Here is a 20,329-nt window from a genome sequence, read left to right as displayed (position 1 = left end):
GCGCAGCGGTCAGCGCACATCGATTCCTGGGTCGCCCTCAAACTTTGACGAATTGATCTCGCGCGAGACGCGGTGAAATTGCAGGGCGTCGCCAAGATTGCGGCTGATAAGCGCCTTGGCGTCGGCGACGGCGGTGTCGGCCGAGAGCCATTCATCATAGACCGCCGGATCGAGAATGACCGGTTGCCGGTCATGCAGCGTCTTGACCGGATCAGTTGCGGGCATTGTCAGGATCGTAAAGCTGGTGATGTCGAGCGTCTTGTTCCGCGCCCATACGCCGGCGAAGGAAAATGGCGCACGATCCGGCAGATGAATAAACCAAGGATCCCTTCCGCCGTCGTCGCCCGCGGTCCATTCGTAAAAGCCGTCCGCCGGGATCAGGCAGCGCTTCACTTTGAAGGCGTCGCGGAAGGCGGGTTTCGTATCCGCCTCCTCCGTGCGAGCGTTGAACATCGCCGCCTTCGGTATTTCCTTCGCCCAGAACGGCACCAGCCACCAGCGGCCGTCCTCCAAGACCTGCTTGCCTTCCCTGTCATTGTGGACGAAGGGCACGGTATCGGTCGGGGCGATGTTGTAGCGCGGCTCAGTGTTGCGGCCGTAATATTCCTCAAGCGTGAGACGGTAGAGCGCGATCAGTTCGGGCCATGTCATCATATTGGTGAAGCGTCCGCACATCGACCTTCCTCCGCGTCGACAAACTGCTCGTTTCCTTAAATCGTCACGCGATTTAAGGATAAAACATGCAGCACTTCAAAGTGCTACAGCGACCTTTGCGCTGCTCAAAGGACGCGCGGCGCTGCATGCAGCCCGGCACGAGGCTGCGTCAACCGCTCCACGCGCGAACGCCGCGTCCGGCAATAGGGACCGCCTACTCCGCATAACCGACCGGCACTGCCGTGCCGCTTTTCAAGACTTCCATGGAAATGGACGCGGAAACGTCGAAGAGTTCCACCTTGCGCACGATCTGCTTGTAGACGACGTCGTAATGCTCGACGCGCGGCAGCACGATCTTGACGATGTAGTCGTAATTGCCGGTCAGCCGGTGCGCCTCGACGATCTCGGGAATATCGCTGATTGCGCGCCGGAATATTTCGATCCATTCATCGGAATGATGCGCGGTCTTGATGAGCGCGAAGACCGTGGTCGGCACGCCCATCCTTTCCCGGTCGAGCACGACGATGCGTCGTGCGATGTAACCCGCCTCCTCCAGTCGCTGGATGCGGCGCGAGCAGGCGGAAAGCGACAGGTTCACGCGCTCCGCGAGGTCGCTCATCGCCGCACTGCCATCCTCTTGCAGAAGCGCCAGCAGCTTCCGGTCTCTCTCATCCAACACGCCAGTGACTCCTCGCTGCTGATCCAGTTGACGCCAATAATTTGCAGAAAATGCGACGTTGGCACAAATTTTTTGCGCCTGTTTCCCCAAATCTCTTCATCAAAGCAAACACATCCGGTCAAAGCCGCGCCATACTTTTAACAATGGAACGGGATCAGAAGGTGGCAACGCGGCATCTTCGGCGTTCCGGAATTGATGTCTGTTCAAGAACAAGGGAACCTCTCCATGGAAATGCGCAAGATCGGCCTTATCGGCGGCATGAGCTTCGAGAGCTCGGCGGTTTACTACCGCATGGTCAACGAGGCCGTGCGCGAGCGCTTGGGCGCCATGCATTCGGCCGAAGTGCTGCTTCACTCCGTGGATTTCCAGAAGATCGTCGACTTGCAGAAGGCAGGCCGTTGGGAGGACGCAGCAGAGCGCCTGTCCGAGGTCGCACGCGGGCTCAAGGCCGGCGGTGCGCAATGCGTGCTGATCTGCACCAACACCATGCATTTGATTGCCGATCAGGTGCAGGCCTCGGTCGACGTGCCGCTGATCAACATAATCGACGAGACCGCGGCGCGGCTGAAGGCCGCCGGCAGCCGCAGGCCGCTGCTGCTTGCCACCCGCTACACGATGGAGCACGGCTTCTATGCCGAGCGCATGAAAAGGCACGGCATCGACTTGATGGTGCCGGACGCGGACGGACGCACCTTGACCCACAACGTCATCTTCGACGAGCTTTGCGCCGGCAAGGTGCTGGAGCCGTCGCGCACGGCGCTGGTCGCGCTCATCGAGAAGGCCAAGGCCGAAGGCGCCGACGCGGTCATTCTCGGCTGCACCGAGATCTGCCTCATCCTCGACCCCGCCAACCTGCCGCTTCCCGGCTTCGATTCCACCGCCATCCATGCCGACGCGGCGGTCGAATTCGCCCTCGGCGGTGAGGCGGTGAGCTGCGCGGCGTAAGGTTGCAGCACTCGGCTGCTGGCTGCATGCGGTCCTCAGTCGGCTAAAGGCAGAGTAGAATTGCTACGCCTGAACAGAGCGGCAGTCTCCCGCGTCCAAGGACTTGGGCGCATTGGATTCCTGTGACAAGCACAGGAATGAGGCTGTCGTTTGAGCTGTGCACGGCAAAGTCAATTGACTTGATGCGCGCGTGTTGTCCGGCGACGCCCAACGATGGCAGCGAGCTCTGGGTTGCTGTCAGCCCACCAGCGGCTAACCATGCACCCCTCATTCCTGTGCTCGTCACAGGAATCCAGCCACGGCGCGTCCGCGCCGTGATTAACGCGGCTTTCAGCGAACGCGGCGCGGCCGAGGCAACGCTGAGCAAAACAAGATCGTCCTCACCGCCTACGCCACCGCGTCATACTCCGCCCGCGCCTTGCGGATCGCGTCGTGATTCTGGAGCGACCAGTCGACGAACAGTTTGAGCGGTACGAGAAACGACCGGCCGAGCTCCGTCAGAGCATATTCCACGCTCGGCGGCTGCGTCGGATAGACCGTGCGGCTCAGATAGCCGTCGCGCTGCAGGTCGCGCAGCGTCTGCGTCAGCATGCGCTGCGAAATGTCCGGGATCAGCCGCCGGAGTTCCGAGAAGCGCAAGGGGCCATCGGCGAGCGACAGGATCATCAGCGAATTCCACTTGCCGCCGATATTGTCCATCACGTCGCGCACGGGACAGTTGGCCATATCCATCGGCACGCCGCACACCATCACCACCCGCTTGCCCTTCACCGCGCCCGTCGCTCTGTTCATGGCGGTACCCTTTCCGTAACCACAGCAGAAAAAACTGCCTCCTTTACAGCTCTTAGCAGATTACGACATAAGAGCAACTCTCAAAAAGAGACCAGCATCCCGTGAGCCGAAACGTCTCAGGCGAGCTGGAAGCGAAAGGAAAGGAAGAACATGTCCGCAACATTGCTCGTGACCGGCGCGGCAGGCCAACTCGGCAAGCTCGTGCTCGATGCGCTGCTCGCCTCCGGCAAGGCGAAGCCCGCCGATATCATCGCGACCAGCCGTGATACCTCGAAGCTCGCCGATTACGCCGCCAAGGGCGTCCAGACCCGCGCCGCCGACTTCGACGACCCGGCATCGCTCGAAGAGGCTTTCGCCGGCGCCGACCGCATCCTCATCATCTCGACCGACACGCTGAACCAGCCGGGCAAGCGGCTGCAGCAGCATCTGAACGCCGTCGCCGCCGCCAGGAAGGCCGGCGCCAAGCATATCCTCTACACCTCGATGCCGAACCCCGAAACCTCGGTCATTCCCTTCGCCTCCGATCACCTCGGCACCGAGAACGCCATCAAGGCGACCGGCATTCCCTACACCATCCTCAGGAACGGCTGGTACATGGAAAACCTCTTCATGGCTCTGCCGCACGCGCTTGAAACCGGGCAGTGGTTCTCCTCCGCCGGTGCCGGCCGTCTCGCCCATATCGCCCGCAGCGACGCGGCGGAAGCCGCGGCAGCGGCACTCCTCTCCGGCTCCACGGAAAGCCGCACCTACACGCTGACCGGCGCCGGACTGCACTCGACCGACGAGATCGCCGCGCTCGTCGCCAGCACCACAGGCAAGAAGCTCGAGGTCGTCCACATTTCCGACGAAGCGCGCGCCGGCGGCCTCAAGGGCGCGGGCCTGCCCGACTTCCTGATCCCGATCGTCGTCTCCTTCGACAGCAACACCCGCGAAGGCCATATCGGCATGGTTACCGGCGATTTTGCCGCGCTGACCGGCAAGACCCCCGTCAGCCTTCCCGCATTCCTCAAAGCGAGCAAGGCCGCGCTCGTTCAATAGATCATCCGCACATCAAAGCCCCGGTCGCAACCGGCCGGGGCTTTTTGTCGAAGGCCCGCATTGGCGCGCAGCGTCCTAGCCCTATCTACCTCTCCTGCGTGGATGGTTGGGGGTTGCCCTCCGAAGGCAATCGCGAACATCTGCAGCATGGGGGAGGAAGAGGAAGAGCAATGACGGTACCGATCGACTTCTGGTTTTCGATAGGAAGCCCTTACACCTTTCTCGCTGTCATGCGGCTGCCGGAGGTCGCCGAGAAGGCGGGCGTCGACGTTCGGTGGAGACCCTTCGACGCTCGCGCGGTCCAGCTTGACGCAAACGACGTTCCCTTCGCCGACAAGCCGCTCAAGGCCGCCTATATGTGGCGCGATATCGAGCGGCGCGCCGCGAAGTTCGGCCTGCCCCTGAGGCTGCCTATCCCCTACCCGCTGCCGGAGTTGGAACAGGCCAACCGCATTGCCGTACTCGCCGCCGATGAAGGCTGGTGCCCGGCCTATGCGATCGCCACCTACCGCCGCTGGTTCGTCGACCGCGACCCCGCCGGCAGCGAGCCCAACCTCTCGTCGAGCATCAGGGAAGTGGGACAGGACCCCGCCCGCGTGCTGAAGCAGGCAAACTCCGGCGCCGTGGCCGATGCGCTTGACGCCGCGACCAGAGAGGCGAAGGAGATCGGCATCTTCGGCTCGCCCTCCTTCGTCGCCGACGGCGAACTGTTCTGGGGCCACGATCGCCTGGAGGACGCGATCGAATGGCAGCACAATCTGGACCAGGGGAATCCGGGGTGAGAAATGCTGCTGCGATGCATGGGGTGCATGTTGAGTTGCTTGCCCCTCATCCGCCTGCCGGCACCTTCTCCCCGTTTTGACGGGGAGAAGGGAGTATGCCGCGCCCTCTCGCTCCCACTTTCGTGCAGGCGGAGCGAAGGGAGTGAGCGGCCGCCTCAAGTCCCTTCTCCCCGCTCGCGGGGAGAAGGTGCCGGAAGGCGGATGAGGGGCAATCTGCTTACACTTTTCCTCCGCGCGCGCCCGACGCGATCCACCAATCCACCGACAACCTGCCCGCACCCCACGTAATGATGCCGAGCGCCATCGCCGCCCAGGTCAGATGAATCGGCCATCCGTCCGGAACGGTGAGCTGTATGACGATTGTCATTGCGAGAAGTCCGAGCGCCACAAGGCGTGTCGCCAGTCCCAGGACAAGGAGCGTCGACAGCAGCACCTCCGCGCACGCGACCACGAAGGCCGTCACCGCCGGCGCCGGGAAGGGATATGGCCCGCCGGGCAGATGCAACTGGAATTCCGATGTGAAGAGCAGGACGGCGACATCGTTGAGCTGCAGAAATCCGTCCCACTTGCTTATGCCCGAACGCCAGAAGGGGACGGCAAGTCCCACGCGCAAGGCGAACTGGGCGAGAGAGGTCGGTGCGATGGCGGCAATCAGGCCGTCGATCCGGCCGAGCCAGCCTCCGCTGCCCCAATTTTCATGTCTTTCGAAGAACTTCGGTACAAGGGTCACCTTCTCATCCTCCCTGGCGAACCGCGGCAAAGGCACCGGCCTCAAGCATGACGACAATGGCAGTTGCGAGATCGAATTCCGGACAGCGCGCACTTGCCGTCCCGGCAGCGCTTCCGAGTGACTCGCCTGACAGGAGGCTGCCGAGGAAGACATCGGCGCCTGGCGGAAGATGGCGAACCTCCACCTCCAGCGCCGGCCGTGTGACCAGCGCGTTTTCCGGCTCGGTGACATTGATGCGACCGACCGGTCCGCTCGCCCGGTTCGCGGCAAAGATCGTCACCGCCGGATAGGCCGAGCGGACCATGCGCGTTGACGGGTGCGCCTCTAAGACGACGTCGCCAAGGGCCTCCGGTGGGAGTGACGTCAGCGCATGTGGCGGCAGGACGGGCGCATCCGCCGCGTGATAGGCGTCGAGCCAGGCCCGCTCGATGCGGGCGACGTCGGCGAGCCACGGCATCGATCGCGCATATTCGTAGCGCTCGATAAAGGCGGGAAAGTCCCGGCCGTATTCGAAGAGAAGCGGCGATACAGGCGGCGTTTCACGCACATGAAACCGGGCCATGGCGCGGAAGAAGGTCTCGCCGGTGATGCGCAGCGTCGCGGGAAATGCCGCCGCAAGTGCTTCGATCAGGCTGACGGTCACGTTGTTGCGGTAGACGTTGAAGCGCTTGTCGGCGGCTTTGCCCCTTGGTCCGGCGACGAGGGCAGGCGTTGCGCAGCCGGGATCGAGCAGCGCCGGCACGAAGCCGGCCGGATAATCCAGCTTGCTGGCAAGGTCGTCGGAAAGGCTTTCAGCAATGCGCATGGCTCTTCTCCCGCAGGAATGCGCCTGCGTGCCGGTCGAGGATCGCTTGCGCCGCTGTCGCTTCGGCCTTCAGCACCGGCCAATCCGGAATGGCGCTGTCCCATTCGACGAGCGTCGGGATCGGTCCGCACCGGCTGATCACGATGTCGAAGAGCGTCCAGACCGGATCGGCGACCGGCGCGTCGTGGCTATCGATCAGGAGGAGATCGCCTTCGTCGTCCTCTTGCTCCGCATGGCCCGCCAGATGGATCTCGCCGACATGTTCGAGCGGATAATCCGCCAGATATTCGAGAGCGGAAAAGCCGTGATTGGTTGCCGAAACGAAGACATTGTTGACGTCGAGCAGCAGACCGCAGCCGGTGCGCCGGACCAATTCCCGGATGAATGCGGTCTCGCTCATCGTCGATTCCCTAAACAGCACATAAGTCGAGGGGTTCTCGAGCAGTATCGATCGCCGGATCGTCTCCTGGACCTCATCGAGGTGGTCGGCGACGCGCTGCAGGGTGGCTTCGGTATAGGGCAGCGGCAGAAGGTCGTTGTAATAGGTCGTGTCATGCGTCGACCAGGCCAGATGCTCCGAGACGAGCGCCGGCTCGTATCGCTCGATCAGCCGCGCGAAACGGCCAAGATGCGCCTTGTCCAGCGGCTGCGGTCCGCCGATCGACATGCAGACGCCATGAAGCGAAACCGGGTAATCCTGGCGTATCCGGGTGAGTGCCGCGTGCGGCGGCCCGCCCTCGCCCATGTAGTTTTCCGCATGAACCTCGAAGAAACCGCGATTGCTTGTCTCATCCTCGAGAATGGATGTGAGATGCTGGTGCTTGAAACTGGTGCCTGCCAGTCCGTCGATCCGATGCGCCGGAAACCGGGAGCCTTCCGACGCGCCACGATCCGCGTGAATTGCCAATTTGGCCATCGTTGCCTCCGCTTTCCGGCGCTTGTCTACAGGTGGCTCAGGACAGATTGCTTATGAGGGAAGATCGCGCGTCAGCGGTTCCGGCGAGCCCTTGCGGCCGTCCGGCAGTTGCATCGTCGTGCAGGTGCCGCCATCGACGAACTTCCAGGCATTGCCCTGATAGTCGACCGTCGAGGTCGCCTGGCAGGTGGTGCCCGGGCCGGCCGCGCAATCATTCTGGCCCTTGAGCGCGACGCCGAAGCACTTCTCCTTGCCGGCGTCCATCGCGGCCTTGACCTCGGCTTCCGAAAGCGGCGCGGCGATCGCGAACGACGACACCGCGGCTGCCACCGCACTCGCCAGCATGGCCGCACTTATCGTGGATTTCGTAGACATGATTTCGTCTCCGTGTTGGTTTCCTGGTGTGCTCTCTTCAGGCACACAGAGCCTCGTTCGCACCAACGGGAGATATGTTACATTCGGCGTCTACACGCTTTCGTGAGCCCGCGTCCCCTGCCGGATCACGATGAAGAGAGGCCGAGGATACGGGCGGAATACCGCTTTACACTCTTCGTCGTCCCATTTTAGCGAAACGATTGCGGCGGAGATGTAACAAGCGACAAGGACGAGCGAATTGGGAGGAAGCACAGGTGGACGGCGTGGATGAAGGGAGCCTCGCCAGACTTTTCCGTGCGGCGCTCGACGGTGACGAGCGGGCCTATGGCGACTTCCTGCACGAGACCGCGCGCCTCGTTCGCGCTTGGGCGCGGCGCAGGGCGTTCGGCGGTCCGGATCCGGAAGACATCGTCCAGGAAACGCTGCTGGCCATCCATGTGAAGCGCCACACCTGGCGGTGCGACGGGCCGGTGACGCCATGGGTCTACGCGATCGCGAAGCACAAGCTGGTCGATGCTTTGCGACGGCAGGGCCGCCATTCCCGGATCGAGATCGGCGAGCTGGAAGACCGGCTCGCTGCCGAGGAACCGGAAACGGTCAGGGACTGGGAAATCGGCCGAGCGCTCGAAACGCTCACCCCCGGGCAGCGTTCGGTGGTGACGGCAATATCGGTCGAGGGGCGCACGATCGCGGAGACGGCCCGGAGCCTGGACATGAATGAAACCGCAGTTCGCGTCGCGCTTCATCGCGGCCTTGCTGCCATCGCGCGGCGATTTGGACGAGACTGACATGGAGACGCATGAACTCATCAAGGCTCTTGCCGCGGACAACCGGCGAACCGGCGTGCCGATGAACGCGGCTTGGTGGGGCGCGGTCTTCGCTGCCGTCGTCATCGCCGCAACCGTCTTCGTCGTCCTGCTCGGCCCCCGGGCGGATATTGCCAGCGCCGCGCAGACGCTCCGTTTTCTCTTCAAGTTCGTGGTGACGATCACCCTTGCCGCAAGCGCGTTTGCTCTTCTGCGGATGCTGTCGCGTCCGGAGACGGATCCGCGCGGCCCGCTGCGCTTTCTTGCCATCGCTCCTGCGCTCATCCTCGCAGGCGTCGCGATCGAACTCGCCGTCGTGCCCGCCGAAACCTGGTCGAGCAGGCTTGTCGGGACGAACAGCCTGGTTTGCCTGACCTTCATTCCGCTGATCGGGATCGGCCCGCTCGCGCTTCTTTTGCTCGCGCTACGCCACGGCGCCCCGTCCCATCCGGCACTGGCCGGCGCAATGGCGGGCCTTGTGGCCGGCGGCATCGCCGCGACGCTTTATGCCTCCCATTGCACCGACGATTCGCCCCTGTTCGTCGTTACCTGGTACACGATCGCGATCGCGATCCTGGCGCTTCTCGGGACCCTCGCCGGCCACCGCGTCGCCCGTTGGTAGAGCGCGCCGAGCAATTGCTTCACGCAGTTATCGGCGGGCTCGCGCCTCCTGAATGGGCGGACACGGCTGGGAGCCGTAGGAACAAAACACGCAGCAATCCCCCTCCTTCGGTTTGAGGAGCATGCCGCAACTCTTGCACTCATAAAGATGCAGGCAGGCATCCGTCGGCATGGTTTCGACCGACTGATGCCGGCAGGCGGGACAGGTCACGATCGAGATCAGATTCGTCATGCGGCCCGTGCCTCCATGGCGCTCGCGACTCCGACGCCCCGGCCTACCCGATGATCTTACATCAAATCACCGTCTGACGCTCGCATCAGGCGCTTGCGCCACGGCCCGGCGCACGACCTTGCCCTCTTCGGCCTTGTAGAAGAACTGGCTTGCGACCAGCCAGCCCTTCAGCGGCCTCAGTGGCGGAATGCAGGTGAGCAGCATGAAGGGACCGGTCGTCAGCAGATGCACCCAGAGCGGCGCGCCGTACTGCACCTCTAGCCAGACGCCAAGCAGCACGCTCGGCACGCAGGCGAAACAGATGACGAAAAACGCCGGGCCGTCGGCCGGGTCGGCGAAAGAATAATCAAGCCCGCAGACCTCGCATTCCGGACGGAGCTTCAGGAAACCCTCGAACAGATGCCCTTGGCCGCAGCGCGGGCAGCGGCCACGCAGACCCGTCTGCAACGGCGAAAGTGCCGGCCAATCCTTGTGTGAAGACACTGTCTTTCCTTTCCAAAATCTAGTCGGCAGCAGGCGCGGGGCACATAATTCGAACGCGCAAGCGATGTTACGGTTCCGAGATGCCCGGTGCTCCACGTCCTCGCCGGCACATGGAAAAGGAAGCCATACAAAACATACATCGTCAATCAATTGTATGCATCTGTACCTGCGACAATTGCGCCGGGTTGCGGCTGTGCGCCCTCAGACGACGAAGTTCAGGACGGCAGGCGATTGCGCGAGAAGATCGGCGATGACGGCGAGGCTGCGCTCGAGCTCGACGGAGGTTTCCGCCGCGCCGAGCCCCAGCCTCACGGCTTCCGGCGGGGCAGCAAGCGCAAAGGCATCGCTTGCGACGATGCTGATACCCGCCGTGCGCAGCCGGTCACCGAACGCGCCGCGTGTCCAGGCGGAGGGCAGCCTGAGCCAGAGGTGGAACGCTTCGGGATCGGTCACGACGCGATCGGCCGGCAGGATGCCGGTTGCGATCCGCTGGCGCCGTCCGGTCTCGGCGCGAATGTCGGCAAGCACAGCGTCCGCCGTTCCATCCTCGATCCAGCGCGTGGCGATTGCCGCCGAAAGCGGCGAGGCCATGCCGGCGGTCGCGCGGATCGCGCCCTCGACACGGACGGAGTTCACGGCATCCGGTACGATGAGATAGGCGACGCGGAGCGCCGGCGACAGGCACTTGGCAAGCCCCGCCACGTGATAGACAAGCTCGGGCGCAATCGCCGCGAGCGGCGGCACCGGTTTGGTTGGCAGCGCACCGTAGGCGTCGTCCTCGACAATTGCGACGCCATGCCTGCGGGCAATCGCGACGACCGCCTCCCGGCGGTCGAGCGGCAACGTCGCCGTCGTCGGATTGTGAAGCGTCGGATTGCAATAAAGCGCCTTCGGCCGGTGCTTGACGCAGGCGGCCTCGAACGCCTCGGGCAGAAGCCCGTGCTCGTCCATCGCCACACCGGTAAGGCCAATGCCAAGATGGGCAGCAAGCGATCGCAGCCCCGGATAGGTGAGCGCCTCGGCGCAGATCACATCGCCGCGCCCGGCAAGCATGCTGACGGTTGCAAGCAGTGCCCCTTGCGCCCCCGGGCAGACGAGCACCCGCTCCGCTGCCACTTCGCCAAGCCGCGGCCGCAGCCAGGCCGCGCCTGCCGCCCTGTTCGGCAAGGCGCCGCCGATCGCCTGGTAGCGCATCAGGAGATCCAGGCCCTGCTCGCGCTCAAGTGCATCGATACCGCCCCACATCCGGGCGACAAGTTCCGGATCGTCGAAGAGCGGCGGCAGGTTCATGCTCATGTCGACGAGCCCACCGCCGGATGGGCGATCGGCGTTCCTCCGCCGCACTTTGACATAAGTGCCCTGCCCGACGCGGCCCTCGATCAGCCCACGCGCCCGCGCCTCGTTATAGGCACGGCTGACTGTGGTGAAGTCGATGCCGAGCGCGCTCGCAAGCGCCCGCTGCGGAGGCAGGCGTGTTCCGTCCCTGAGAGCGCCGGTCGCGATATCCGCGGCCAATGCTTCCGCGATCGCAAGATAGAGCGGTCCGTCCGCCTTGCTAAGCGTCGGCACCCACGAAAGACCGGCACGATCCTTGCCCATCGACAACATCCCACTTCGATAATGTATGGATATTGCATGGATCAAGCATGCGTGCAAGCACGGCCGAACGAGTTTCGTTCTTAGGGCCTAGACCGCCTCGCCGCAGGCGCGGCGGAAGCGGCGCACGGTTTCGGCCATGCCGTATTCCAGCGCATCCGCCGTCAGCGCATGGCCGATCGAGACCTCCGCGAGCGCGGGGATGTGCTTTGCCAAGAGCGGCAGGTTGGCGACGGTCAGGTCGTGGCCGGCATTGACGGCGAGGCCGAGGCCGAACGCGATCTCCGCCGTGCGGCCGAGTTCGCCGGCGATCCGTTCGGCCTTCTCGGGATCATCGTAGCAGCCGCCATACGGACCGGTGTAAAGCTCGATCCGGTCCGCCCCGGTCTCCTTGGCGATCTTCAGCGCCTCCGGATCCGGATCGCCATCAGCGAACAGCGAGACGCGGAAGCCCTTTTTCTTCAGCCGCCCGACCACATGTCCGAGCAGGTTGTGGTTCTTGCGAAAATCCCAGCCGTGATCGGAGGTCGCCTGCGCCGGATCGTCCGGCACCAACGTGACCTGCTCCGGCTCGTGCCGCTCGACCAACTGAAGAAAGTCCTCGTTCGGAAAGCCTTCCATGTTGAATTCCGCCTGCGGAAACTCGTCGTCGATCAGGTTGCGGATCGGCTGCAGGTCGGAGAACCGGATGTGGCGCTGGTCCGGGCGCGGGTGCACGGTCAACCCGCTCGCCCCCGCCTGAAGTGCGATGCGGCCGAGGCCGGTGACGGACGGCCACGGAAGATCGCGCCGGTTGCGCAACATCGCGACGGCATTGAGATTCACGGACAGTTTTGCGGGCATGTCGAAACTTTCAGAGAGGCGGGGCAACATCATCGGTGCCCTGTTCTACCGCAGATTTTAAAAAACCGGAATCGCCGTTTTGCAGGTTTCGTCCGCGCGTTTCGACAAGCGCAAGGCGTTTTGACATGGGTGGTTTATGTTGATATCAACGTTTTTAGTCTACTCGAGGCAGGATGAAGATAAATCGCAGAGAGCGAGAGGAGAGCGATCATGACGACCACACTCATCCCGGCGCAGGAACTGGCGGCACGGAATCACGCCAGTTTTCCCAACGAAAGCGCGGAGTATCGGCGGGCGCGCAACGCGCTTCTTGCGGAGGAAATCGAACTCAGGCGCCATATCGAGCGCGTGGCCGACTTGCGCCGGCAGTTGCCGTCCGGCGGCGAAGTCACCAGGGAATATCGTTTCGTGGGCGAGAACGGGCCCGTCACCCTCGCCGACCTTTTCGGCGACAAGGACACGCTCGTCATCTACAGCTACATGTTCGGTCCGAAGCGCGAAAAACCCTGCCCCATGTGCACCTCTTTGATGGGAGCATGGGAAGGCAAGGTGCCTGATATCGAGCAGCGCGTGGCGCTCGCCCTGGTCGCCCGCTCGCCGATCGAGCGGCTGGCGGAGGCCAAGAAGGCGCGCGGCTGGACTCAACTGAAGGTCTATTCCGACGGAGACGGGGCCTTCACCCGCGACTATGTCAGCGCCGACGACGCTGATGTCCCGGGCTACACGGTCTTCACCCGCCGCGACGGCACCATCCGGCATTTCTGGAGCGGCGAAATGAATGGAAAGATGGCCGATCCCGGCCAGGACCCGCGCGGGGCGCCGGACCTCGACCCGCTTTGGACCCTTCTCGATACCACGCCGGAAGGCCGCGGCAAGGACTGGTATCCGGAGCTCGACTACCATTCGAGGCCGTAACATATTGAAATTACATAGTAATTATTGAAAGCGTTGGGTTAATCCCTAATAGCGCTCCTAAACAAAAAGACGCCGCCCTTGCGAGCGACCGTCTGACCTTAGGTCGTTGGTGGAACAATTTGTTCCACCAACGGTCCCGTCAATCTCCCTCCAGATTGCCTGCCGCAGAGCTCCTGCTTGGGCCTCGCCGCTAAAAATTCGGCCAGACTCAGCGTTTGGATATCTTTCCGGTTTCCCTCAGTTCCTTTGCCATCGCAAGCGCCGCCGCCAATGCCGCTTTCGATTGATCATCGGGATGCACCGGGGCTGCATTGCTTTCCGGTTCCACAACACACAGCCGTTGCATTTCTTCGATCGCTGCCAGGGTTGTGAAGTCCTTGCCAGCGATGCGCATAAGCTTGAGTCGGCCACGCCTAGCCTCTCGGCGAAGTCCTGCGGGGGAAATGCCGCCGTGCGGGAATGCAATCGGTATGATGTCCTTGAGACGCATTGGCGCATTTGGGTCAGGCGTTTCGGCCGCTACCATGCTTTTCACACTTTCGACTTGCGCCAACCAGCCGCCCAGGCTTCGAACTCCGAACAGAACCAGCGCTCCCCGTATTGCGGGCTGATTTTCGTCTGCGAGTAATACCGCTGGCCAGGAACGTGGAATATCCGCTCTCCGGTGTTGATGCTTACGTTGCCCTTGATGTTGCAGGTTCCGCCTGTGCCGCCGCCCAATGAGGCGATCAAGTCCGATGCTGTCATGCCACCGGCCGCACCAACGGCTACCGCGCCGATCAACAGGCCTGGGAACGATAGGATCGACAGCCGCTTTGGACGCTGATAGCTCGAACGATAGCGCATTCCCGCTCTCCACGCAGGTTTCGCGCTGTGATCGTAATCCAGACGTTCTATTCGCTAAAGCTGCACATTTGGGCTAGTGCGTTAGTATTTAGTCTGCCGATTCGTGAGGGTTTGTGGTGCCAAGGCTTATCGACTGGACGCTTCCGCTTGTTTTCGCAACTGGGGTGGCGGCCATTGTGCTTGCTAATCCGGACCCTCTTGCGAGAGAGGCGCTGTGCACCCGTTTATCAGCGTGCTCTTACTCACCAAACGCCGCGTTCTGGAATAACCTCATGTACGAGATCGGCCTTGGAGCGGCCGTCAGCGTCGGCTTCTACTGGTTGTTGGTGAAGGTGCCTGAGATCGCGAAGCGTAAAAGGCTGCGCAATTATCTCCTCGCAAGCTACGAAGCGTTCCGCCGAGATGCGACATACCAATTCCTGTTTGCATCAGGCCAGCGTTCGGTTGATCCCGACATGGTGGAGGAGCTACTTCCACAAAAGGCTTTTCGTGAGCATTTTAGACAGCCGAGCTCGAAAGTTCACGGCGACTTATGGCACGACGTCGCGAATGGATTAGAGCCGCATCATCGCCGTGAACTATTTGCAATAATGTCGATGTTACGGGACGACATGCTCTACGTTCTTAACAACACCGATGTAGCCGATCAGAAATCATTCGACTTTCTCCACCGTTTGACCAAAGCGATCGCCTCCCATGACCCAAGGTCGGAAGACTACGACGACGACAAAATGCTGCTTCGTTTGTTTTGGAGCATAATGGCTGGTTGGAACCTCGTCACAGGTTACGAGGAAGAAGACCAGATAGCGCGCATCATTCGCCGAATTTGAGGTTGTCCAAAAGGTCCGCCACGATGATGGACGGGCCCCGCCGGCTGCTGGGACCGGCGGTGCACTGTGGTGGGCTTGGTGTTTGGAACAACCGGCCGGCGCGCTGCTGGTGTGGGCGCAGGTGGTGACCGCGCCGGCCATAGGTGACTCTAGAATTCTAAAACTCATCACGTCGCCAGGACGCGTAGCTAAGCCAGTCACGCTGGCCGCGCGTATTATTGCAGCGCTTGCACGACATAGCTAAATTCGATGGATGGTCAGTACCCCCATCTGCACGGCGGCGCAGGTGTTCCAGTGTGGCCGCATATGGCCGCGCGCCCTCATATGGCCGGTACGTCAGTACGACGTGCTCGCCGCAGTAGCAGCAGCGCCCTTGCTGCTGCCAGAATAGAAGCCACTTGAAGTACCTTCCTGCGCGCGTGTCCATCACCGCCTCCGATTGGTCGCCGCCTTCACAGGTTGGCGCGGCGGCGGGCGCGAGCCGCGAGATACAACGCCACCTCTTCCGCGGTCCAATACCCGCGCTGAAGCAGTTTCTTGTTTCCTTCCGAGACCGTGATGGTGAGTGGCCCGTCATCAACGAACAGCAAAGTCACCGCGCGCCCTCCGTTCGGGCCAGGCGACAAAAGGTGGCGCTCCAAAACAATGGCTTCGAAATGGCCGCGCCGTGTGAAATGCAGGTCAATCAGATCGCCGACTTCAAAGCGATGCGGCGTCGCTACGTTCTTCATGTGCTCGGCGATCGCCGCAGGTGTGTTGAACCCCTTAATGCCGTCGATGTCCACGTAATCAAAATCGACGAATTCCTCGCCGTCGTAATCATTCGCTACGACCTGCATGTCGATAACCGGTCTTCTGCCGACCAACCGGCGCGGCAAGGCCGTTCTGTTGGGTTTGAACTCTTCGGTACGCAGATGAACGTTCATGGTGGGCTCCTCGTTGATTAAAATCGCTCAATGATGTAAAAATCGATCACAATGAGCCCTTTGTCAAGCGGAAATAATCACAATGAGCGAAATTAATCAAATCACTGGCCGACAACTAGCTGCTGCGCGTGCTCTGACCGGATTGGGACAAGCCGATTTGGCCGCCTTGGCCAACATTTCCGCACCGACTCTTCGTCGCATGGAGGCGAGTGAAGGGCCGCTCACTGGCATGGCCAACAATATCGCTGCGGTCGTACGCGTGCTTTATGAGCACGGCGTCTTATTCCTTGACGGCCCCTATTCCGGCGACGGCGGCCCTGGCGTCAGGCTACAAAAGAAGAGCTAGTCGACTTTGAGTTGAGTTTCTGATTTCCTGCACGGGGCGCAGCAGGAGGGGCAGAGATGACGAATCAACACCACAACATTCTTGGTGGCGATAGGATTACGAGCCGGCAGGTCGACGAACTGATTGGCATCGCGCGCGGCTTGGCGGCAGACGGCAACATAAATCAGGCCGAAGTAGAGTTTCTTCAGAAATGGCTTGTCGCGAACAGTGACATCAGCGACCAGCCTATTCTTCGCACTCTCTATCGACGAGTGAACGAGATTCTTGCCGACGGTGTCGCCGATGAAGATGAGAAAGCGGAACTGCTGGATACGCTGAATCGCTTCTCAAACCGCGACTTCGAGCTCGGCGAAACACTCAAGGCGACCACGCTGCCGCTGTGCAGCCCAGCGCCGACGCTCACATTCGAAGGCAAGCAATACTGCTTCACTGGCACGTTCAATTACGGCCAACGAAAGCACTGCGAGAAGGCCGTGGTCGATCGAGGGGCCAGTGTTGGCGGTCTCAATCGGAAGACTGACGTATTGGTGATTGGTGTCTACGCGACAGATTCGTGGAAGCACTCGTCGTTCGGTCACAAGATCATGAATGCGTGCGAGTTTAGGTCCAAGGGGCTGTCGATCTCGATCGTTTCCGAAGAGCATTGGGTCAAGCATCTCTGAGTGTCAGTAGCAGTGGAAAATATTGTCCCAGTGCTGCTCCTCCCTCACTGCGGGGCGTGGTATAAGGCACAATGACGGACAGCGATCAGCAATTTGAATTCTCAGAACTTTCCGGCGAGTTCGTTGATGATGACGTAACCGTCTTTCTGCGAATTTACCGGCCTGCCGGCACAAACCTCGACTGGACGCTCGAAGTGTTGGACGCGGAAGGAAATACGACGGTTTGGAATGACTCGTTCGATACTGACCGAGACGCCTTCGAAGAATTCCTGGCCACCGTTCAGCGTGACGGCATCCGAAGCTTCCTAGACGAGCCGGTGCAAAAGTTGCATTGACGCTTGACCGCGCAATCTCACCCCCATAGCTTCCAGTTTGCGGCCCACCAATCCGCATAGGCGACCCGGCCTCTCACCACAAAAAGGGCGAACCTGCCAACGGCATTTTGTTGGCGGCAAAGTTGAAGCTTGTGAGAGGGGTGGCTATGGCGCCAACGATTCCACTCGACAAAATCTACACGACTGATGAAGCCGCAGAACGTCTGCGCGTGACCCGGCGCACGATGATCAAGCTTGGGCGCGATCTGGGATCGTGCTCGGTGATCGGTCGCGACTATTTCTTCAGCGAGCGCGATCTGCTCGACATCTGGCAGGCTCAGCGAGCAATGCCGACTAGTTCCCAAGGGCGCGCGGTGAACGTGAAGGGGTTTCTGTCCGATAGAAGCTACGAAAGCCTACTGCGGCTCACCACAAAGAAGCGGCGCCGGCAATGAGCTCCGATCTCCTCTCCCAACTTCCGCTGTTCGCCACCGACCAGCAATTGGCTGTGGCTATCGTTGGCAAAGATCGCGCTTCCATGTGGGTGAAGGCGGTTATTCCGCAGCTTGAGAAGAAGGGATTTCCGCGAATCGATCCACTGCACGACGGCCGACCAGTGCCGCTCGTGCGAAAATTCTACGACGGATACTTTGGCATCACTGCTGGCTTTGCAGCCGCCGCGCCCGACGGGAAGGAGAACATGGGCCTCTGGAAGTCTCGGCGTCGCACCAGGAGGCCTGCCGATGAATGACTCCCCTCGCCTCATCGGCCGCAAGGAAGCGGCCGAATACTGCGGCATCTCCCCCACCTGCTTCTCCATGTGGGTGGCCAGCCACAAGATGCCGCCACCTATTCCCGGCACGCGAAAATGGGACAAGCGCGCGATCGATGCGAAGCTCGACGAGATCAGCGGGCTCGATGTTCGCGAGAAGCAGGCTGAAACTGGCTTGCAAAGATGGCGTCGGGAGCGTGACAAGAAGCGCGAAGCTCGCGAGGCGTTCGCCCCTCAAGTAAGCCTGCGTGAAGCACCTCGCCGCGTTCTAATGTTTATGGCTGCACACCCGGAATCTGACACAATCGATCAGATCCGCGGCGCAGGACAGCGGACGATCGACAAGCTGGTGAGGGTCGGCGTTGTCGAGTGCGTCGGAACCGACGGCGCGGCCCAACAACGATACGCCGTGACAAGGCTTGGCCAGGAAGAATCCGCCAGGCTCGAGCAGTGGTTGGCGCCACATGTCACCTGATCTTGACCACCACCCAAAGTCGATCAACATTCACTTCGGCAACAATCTAGGGGCGATTCATGTATTTCAAAATTCTAGGAGCGGTAGCCGTAGCCGTGAGCGTGTCTTCGTGCGCCACGACCGAAAGCCTGTCGCGCATGAACACGTATAAATTTCCCGTCCATCACGTGAAGATGGCCGACGACACCTACCGCGTTTACGAGCACAAAACTGACAATTCCCTGATGGTCGCACCGAGCCTCGGCACAACAATGGCTATCGGCGCCGCCCAAGGCGCAACGCTTGGATTGGCCGACACAATGACGCCGGAAAAACGGCTCGAAGCAGCCGCGCAGCAGCACCTGGCGAATACCGGCCGCGGCGGCTGTAAGATCACGCGCGGTTATCTCCTTCAGAAGCCGCTTTTCGAGTTCTGGTTTGAGTGCCCTGCGTTGGAGCCGAAGGTGTAGCGGCTTCTAACGATACTGTCGGCGCAGTCGCGGCCAACCGGCGAGTACAGTTTCGTTTTGGCTCGCCTAAGCCGCTTGAGCGGCGGATCTCGGCATGCTTAATCTTGCGAGACCGTTTTGGAAAGCTGACCATGATGAATCGCGAAATTGACCCCCGCAATGAAACGCCCGCTGTCACTCTTGATCGGATTACCGGAAACGCCTCATTCGTGTTCCGTGGGCAGAAGTATGACCTTCCCGGGAAATATGCCGGCCTCGGCGATGCACAGAAGGCTGCAGAAGCTCGCTGCCGCGCCTTGGGCTGGAGAGGATAATCGCAGCAAGGTCTTGTTGGGGGGCAGGGCCGCTCAACCACAGGCGGTCCGATGCGGCATCACGGAGCTGCCCTAATGGATATAGTCGCAGCCAATAGCCTTGATGATGCTGGACGAACAACCGTCGCGCGTAGATACGTTGACGCGGCCGAGAGCTGGCTCAGGAAGCTGATTCACCATCAATTGCACGCTGCACGCGGCGCCAGTTATTTGACAACCGGCGGCATTCTCAAAAAGCCTGAAACCGAAAAGCTTAAGGTGAAAATAGCGTCCGATCCAGCAAGGTATGCTCGTGAAGTCGACGCCACATCTTTCGAACAGACGAAGAAAATTATCTGCCACGTCGATCGTTGGGGGCAGCATTTTAGGCCGGCACTGCACAGTGCATATCCATTGGGCAGAGAGCAGTGCGAATTATTCCTGGATCGTCTGATTGCGATTAGAAATGATCTTCAGCATGGCAGGCCGTGTAGTGTTCGACAACTCGAGCAGGCCATATGCTACACAAACGATCTTTCAGACGCCGTCAAAGCCTTCTTTCGGGAGCAGAGTATGGCTCGCCAATATGACGTTCCGATGTTCGTCAGATACATCGACAGCCTGGGTAACGAAAGCAGACTTGAGGGCGTCCCTACAGACATATCAACGCGCAACATCGATTGGCGACGCCACGGTCGGGGAGATTTGTATCCGGGAGAAACCCTCGTCGCCGAGGTCGAGGTCGATCAGACATTCGATCGCAGTGGGTATGAGGTTTCTTGGACGCTTTACGGGTACGACAAGCACAGTGGCACCAAAGCGGTCGTGCCGATCGAGAATGTACACGTCGGTGAGCAACTGGAGCTCACTTTCGAGGTAGTTTCCGATAGAGACTGGCACCGCTCTGCAGGTATAGACGATAGATTGACTTTGTTATTCCGCGTTTTACCTCCGTCCTGATAGTAACAATTCAAATACCGCGGCATCATCCTCCCTCCCCCTTTTGAATGACGCGTGCCGCAGCTTCCAATCATCGGTCCAGGCACGATACTCGACATCGGCGATGAGCAGTGGCTCGGTGAAGACGGCATTCTTCCGAAGGGGTCGACGCGCGCTGGCATCGGATCTGGCGGCTCTGGAGGTGGCCTTTTCGAACATGCTCTGGCCATGCGCCATAAACGCACAGGCAGCCCGCCGTTCGGTG

The 20,329-nt window shown here is 61.1% G+C and carries 31 protein-coding genes; 15 read left to right on the top strand and 16 right to left on the bottom strand.

Features of this window, described 5'->3' with window-relative positions:
• Positions 1–9: 9 nt before the first annotated feature.
• Both ILFOPFJJ_RS07640 and ILFOPFJJ_RS07635 read right to left on the bottom strand, forming a co-directional pair.
• Positions 10–675 carry an SOS response-associated peptidase gene (locus ILFOPFJJ_RS07640; protein ID WP_173509919.1) on the bottom strand — a complete coding sequence of 222 codons (666 nt, stop codon included), beginning with the start codon at positions 673–675 and terminating at the stop codon, positions 10–12.
• Positions 676–868: 193 nt separating this feature from the next.
• Positions 869–1,333 carry an Lrp/AsnC ligand binding domain-containing protein gene (locus ILFOPFJJ_RS07635; protein WP_173509918.1) on the bottom strand — a complete coding sequence of 155 codons (465 nt, stop codon included), beginning with the start codon at positions 1,331–1,333 and terminating at the stop codon, positions 869–871.
• Positions 1,334–1,558: 225 nt separating this feature from the next.
• On the opposite strand from ILFOPFJJ_RS07635, the gene ILFOPFJJ_RS07630 reads away from it, so the two are divergent.
• Complete coding sequence (locus ILFOPFJJ_RS07630; protein ID WP_173509917.1) at positions 1,559–2,278, top strand: aspartate/glutamate racemase family protein; 720 nt, start codon at positions 1,559–1,561, stop codon at positions 2,276–2,278.
• 387 nt (positions 2,279–2,665) lie between these two features.
• Here ILFOPFJJ_RS07630 and ILFOPFJJ_RS07625 read toward each other — a convergent pair whose 3' ends face one another.
• Positions 2,666–3,070, bottom strand: a complete 405-nt coding sequence (locus ILFOPFJJ_RS07625; RefSeq protein ID WP_173509916.1) for a winged helix-turn-helix transcriptional regulator — start codon at positions 3,068–3,070, stop codon at positions 2,666–2,668.
• A gap of 150 nt (positions 3,071–3,220) precedes the next feature.
• On the opposite strand from ILFOPFJJ_RS07625, the gene ILFOPFJJ_RS07620 reads away from it, so the two are divergent.
• Both ILFOPFJJ_RS07620 and ILFOPFJJ_RS07615 read left to right on the top strand, forming a co-directional pair.
• Positions 3,221–4,108, top strand: coding sequence for an SDR family oxidoreductase (locus tag ILFOPFJJ_RS07620; RefSeq protein WP_173509915.1), 888 nt, complete (start codon positions 3,221–3,223; stop codon positions 4,106–4,108).
• 170 nt (positions 4,109–4,278) lie between these two features.
• On the top strand, positions 4,279–4,890 hold the full coding sequence (locus ILFOPFJJ_RS07615; protein ID WP_173509914.1) for a 2-hydroxychromene-2-carboxylate isomerase: 612 nt from the start codon (positions 4,279–4,281) through the stop codon (positions 4,888–4,890).
• A gap of 217 nt (positions 4,891–5,107) precedes the next feature.
• Here ILFOPFJJ_RS07615 and ILFOPFJJ_RS07610 read toward each other — a convergent pair whose 3' ends face one another.
• The 4 genes from ILFOPFJJ_RS07610 to ILFOPFJJ_RS07595 are packed head-to-tail and all read right to left on the bottom strand — an operon-like array spanning position 5,108 to position 7,716.
• The gene (locus tag ILFOPFJJ_RS07610; protein WP_376741386.1) at positions 5,108–5,620 is read right to left on the bottom strand and encodes a DoxX family protein; all 513 of its coding nucleotides are present in this window, start codon (positions 5,618–5,620) and stop codon (positions 5,108–5,110) included.
• 4 nt (positions 5,621–5,624) lie between these two features.
• A complete protein-coding gene (locus ILFOPFJJ_RS07605) occupies positions 5,625–6,425 on the bottom strand; it encodes an HvfC/BufC N-terminal domain-containing protein (RefSeq protein WP_173509913.1) in 801 nt (266 codons plus the stop codon).
• A complete protein-coding gene (gene bufB, locus ILFOPFJJ_RS07600; RefSeq protein WP_173509912.1) occupies positions 6,412–7,341 on the bottom strand; it encodes an MNIO family bufferin maturase in 930 nt (309 codons plus the stop codon). The genes ILFOPFJJ_RS07605 and bufB overlap by 14 nt, the downstream gene beginning before the upstream one ends.
• Before the next feature lie 51 nt (positions 7,342–7,392).
• The gene (locus ILFOPFJJ_RS07595; RefSeq protein ID WP_173509911.1) at positions 7,393–7,716 is read right to left on the bottom strand and encodes a BufA1 family periplasmic bufferin-type metallophore; all 324 of its coding nucleotides are present in this window, start codon (positions 7,714–7,716) and stop codon (positions 7,393–7,395) included.
• 254 nt (positions 7,717–7,970) lie between these two features.
• Between ILFOPFJJ_RS07595 and ILFOPFJJ_RS07590 the strand changes: the two genes are divergently transcribed.
• Both ILFOPFJJ_RS07590 and ILFOPFJJ_RS07585 read left to right on the top strand, forming a co-directional pair.
• Positions 7,971–8,504 carry a sigma-70 family RNA polymerase sigma factor gene (locus ILFOPFJJ_RS07590; RefSeq protein WP_173509910.1) on the top strand — a complete coding sequence of 178 codons (534 nt, stop codon included), beginning with the start codon at positions 7,971–7,973 and terminating at the stop codon, positions 8,502–8,504.
• A gap of 1 nt (position 8,505) precedes the next feature.
• Positions 8,506–9,144 (top strand): NrsF family protein, encoded by a 639-nt coding sequence (locus ILFOPFJJ_RS07585; RefSeq protein ID WP_173509909.1) that lies wholly within the window; start codon positions 8,506–8,508, stop codon positions 9,142–9,144.
• 27 nt (positions 9,145–9,171) lie between these two features.
• On the opposite strand, the gene ILFOPFJJ_RS34945 is transcribed toward ILFOPFJJ_RS07585, so the two are convergent.
• From ILFOPFJJ_RS34945 to ILFOPFJJ_RS07570, 4 genes are all read right to left on the bottom strand, one after another.
• The gene (locus ILFOPFJJ_RS34945; RefSeq protein WP_246299488.1) at positions 9,172–9,375 is read right to left on the bottom strand and encodes a GDCCVxC domain-containing (seleno)protein; all 204 of its coding nucleotides are present in this window, start codon (positions 9,373–9,375) and stop codon (positions 9,172–9,174) included.
• A gap of 66 nt (positions 9,376–9,441) precedes the next feature.
• The gene (locus tag ILFOPFJJ_RS07580) at positions 9,442–9,858 is read right to left on the bottom strand and encodes a DUF983 domain-containing protein (RefSeq protein WP_173509908.1); all 417 of its coding nucleotides are present in this window, start codon (positions 9,856–9,858) and stop codon (positions 9,442–9,444) included.
• 201 nt (positions 9,859–10,059) lie between these two features.
• Entirely contained in the window at positions 10,060–11,457 is a 1,398-nt protein-coding gene (locus tag ILFOPFJJ_RS07575) for an aminotransferase-like domain-containing protein (RefSeq protein WP_173509907.1), read from the bottom strand.
• 87 nt (positions 11,458–11,544) lie between these two features.
• Positions 11,545–12,297: a pyridoxine 5'-phosphate synthase gene (locus tag ILFOPFJJ_RS07570; protein ID WP_173509906.1), complete on the bottom strand. Its 753-nt coding sequence runs from the start codon at positions 12,295–12,297 to the stop codon at positions 11,545–11,547.
• Between the two features lie 210 nt (positions 12,298–12,507).
• On the opposite strand from ILFOPFJJ_RS07570, the gene ILFOPFJJ_RS07565 reads away from it, so the two are divergent.
• Positions 12,508–13,212: a DUF899 family protein gene (locus tag ILFOPFJJ_RS07565; protein WP_173509905.1), complete on the top strand. Its 705-nt coding sequence runs from the start codon at positions 12,508–12,510 to the stop codon at positions 13,210–13,212.
• A 208-nt stretch (positions 13,213–13,420) separates the two neighbouring features.
• Here the strand turns inward: ILFOPFJJ_RS07565 and ILFOPFJJ_RS07560 are convergent, their stop codons facing one another.
• Complete coding sequence (locus ILFOPFJJ_RS07560) at positions 13,421–13,765, bottom strand: hypothetical protein (RefSeq protein ID WP_173509904.1); 345 nt, start codon at positions 13,763–13,765, stop codon at positions 13,421–13,423.
• A complete protein-coding gene (locus ILFOPFJJ_RS07555) occupies positions 13,744–14,058 on the bottom strand; it encodes a sunset domain-containing protein (RefSeq protein WP_173509903.1) in 315 nt (104 codons plus the stop codon). The genes ILFOPFJJ_RS07560 and ILFOPFJJ_RS07555 overlap by 22 nt, the downstream gene beginning before the upstream one ends.
• A 272-nt stretch (positions 14,059–14,330) precedes the next feature.
• Here ILFOPFJJ_RS07555 and ILFOPFJJ_RS07550 point away from each other — a divergent pair, with 272 nt between their 5' ends.
• Positions 14,331–14,888: a hypothetical protein gene (locus tag ILFOPFJJ_RS07550; protein ID WP_173509902.1), complete on the top strand. Its 558-nt coding sequence runs from the start codon at positions 14,331–14,333 to the stop codon at positions 14,886–14,888.
• A gap of 157 nt (positions 14,889–15,045) precedes the next feature.
• On the opposite strand, the gene ILFOPFJJ_RS07545 is transcribed toward ILFOPFJJ_RS07550, so the two are convergent.
• Both ILFOPFJJ_RS07545 and ILFOPFJJ_RS07540 read right to left on the bottom strand, forming a co-directional pair.
• Complete coding sequence (locus ILFOPFJJ_RS07545) at positions 15,046–15,315, bottom strand: HNH endonuclease (RefSeq protein ID WP_173509901.1); 270 nt, start codon at positions 15,313–15,315, stop codon at positions 15,046–15,048.
• 25 nt (positions 15,316–15,340) lie between these two features.
• Positions 15,341–15,814: a hypothetical protein gene (locus ILFOPFJJ_RS07540; protein WP_173509900.1), complete on the bottom strand. Its 474-nt coding sequence runs from the start codon at positions 15,812–15,814 to the stop codon at positions 15,341–15,343.
• 82 nt (positions 15,815–15,896) lie between these two features.
• On the opposite strand from ILFOPFJJ_RS07540, the gene ILFOPFJJ_RS07535 reads away from it, so the two are divergent.
• From ILFOPFJJ_RS07535 to ILFOPFJJ_RS07500, 8 genes are all read left to right on the top strand, one after another.
• Positions 15,897–16,160, top strand: coding sequence for a helix-turn-helix domain-containing protein (locus ILFOPFJJ_RS07535; RefSeq protein ID WP_173509899.1), 264 nt, complete (start codon positions 15,897–15,899; stop codon positions 16,158–16,160).
• A gap of 56 nt (positions 16,161–16,216) precedes the next feature.
• Complete coding sequence (locus ILFOPFJJ_RS07530; RefSeq protein ID WP_173509898.1) at positions 16,217–16,822, top strand: BRCT domain-containing protein; 606 nt, start codon at positions 16,217–16,219, stop codon at positions 16,820–16,822.
• Positions 16,823–16,893: 71 nt separating this feature from the next.
• Positions 16,894–17,157 carry a hypothetical protein gene (locus ILFOPFJJ_RS07525; protein ID WP_173509897.1) on the top strand — a complete coding sequence of 88 codons (264 nt, stop codon included), beginning with the start codon at positions 16,894–16,896 and terminating at the stop codon, positions 17,155–17,157.
• Between the two features lie 146 nt (positions 17,158–17,303).
• Entirely contained in the window at positions 17,304–17,591 is a 288-nt protein-coding gene (locus tag ILFOPFJJ_RS07520; protein ID WP_173509896.1) for a helix-turn-helix domain-containing protein, read from the top strand.
• Positions 17,588–17,887 carry a hypothetical protein gene (locus ILFOPFJJ_RS07515; RefSeq protein WP_173509895.1) on the top strand — a complete coding sequence of 100 codons (300 nt, stop codon included), beginning with the start codon at positions 17,588–17,590 and terminating at the stop codon, positions 17,885–17,887. The genes ILFOPFJJ_RS07520 and ILFOPFJJ_RS07515 overlap by 4 nt, the downstream gene beginning before the upstream one ends.
• Positions 17,880–18,383 (top strand): helix-turn-helix transcriptional regulator, encoded by a 504-nt coding sequence (locus ILFOPFJJ_RS07510; RefSeq protein WP_173508539.1) that lies wholly within the window; start codon positions 17,880–17,882, stop codon positions 18,381–18,383. The genes ILFOPFJJ_RS07515 and ILFOPFJJ_RS07510 overlap by 8 nt, the downstream gene beginning before the upstream one ends.
• Before the next feature lie 95 nt (positions 18,384–18,478).
• Entirely contained in the window at positions 18,479–18,832 is a 354-nt protein-coding gene (locus tag ILFOPFJJ_RS07505) for a hypothetical protein (protein WP_210267323.1), read from the top strand.
• 389 nt (positions 18,833–19,221) lie between these two features.
• A complete protein-coding gene (locus tag ILFOPFJJ_RS07500) occupies positions 19,222–20,085 on the top strand; it encodes a hypothetical protein (RefSeq protein ID WP_173509893.1) in 864 nt (287 codons plus the stop codon).
• Here the strand turns inward: ILFOPFJJ_RS07500 and ILFOPFJJ_RS07495 are convergent.
• Positions 20,071–20,301: an ATP dependent DNA ligase gene (locus ILFOPFJJ_RS07495; RefSeq protein WP_282438566.1), complete on the bottom strand. Its 231-nt coding sequence runs from the start codon at positions 20,299–20,301 to the stop codon at positions 20,071–20,073. The two genes, ILFOPFJJ_RS07500 and ILFOPFJJ_RS07495, sit on opposite strands and share 15 nt — an antisense overlap.
• Positions 20,302–20,329 lie beyond the last annotated feature (28 nt).

Origin of the sequence: Sinorhizobium psoraleae (assembly GCF_013283645.1) — a bacterium.
Taxonomy (GTDB): Bacteria; Pseudomonadota; Alphaproteobacteria; order Rhizobiales; family Rhizobiaceae; genus Sinorhizobium; species Sinorhizobium psoraleae.
Note: the sequence above shows the minus strand (reverse complement) of the source record. Positions and strands in the feature narration are given on the sequence as shown.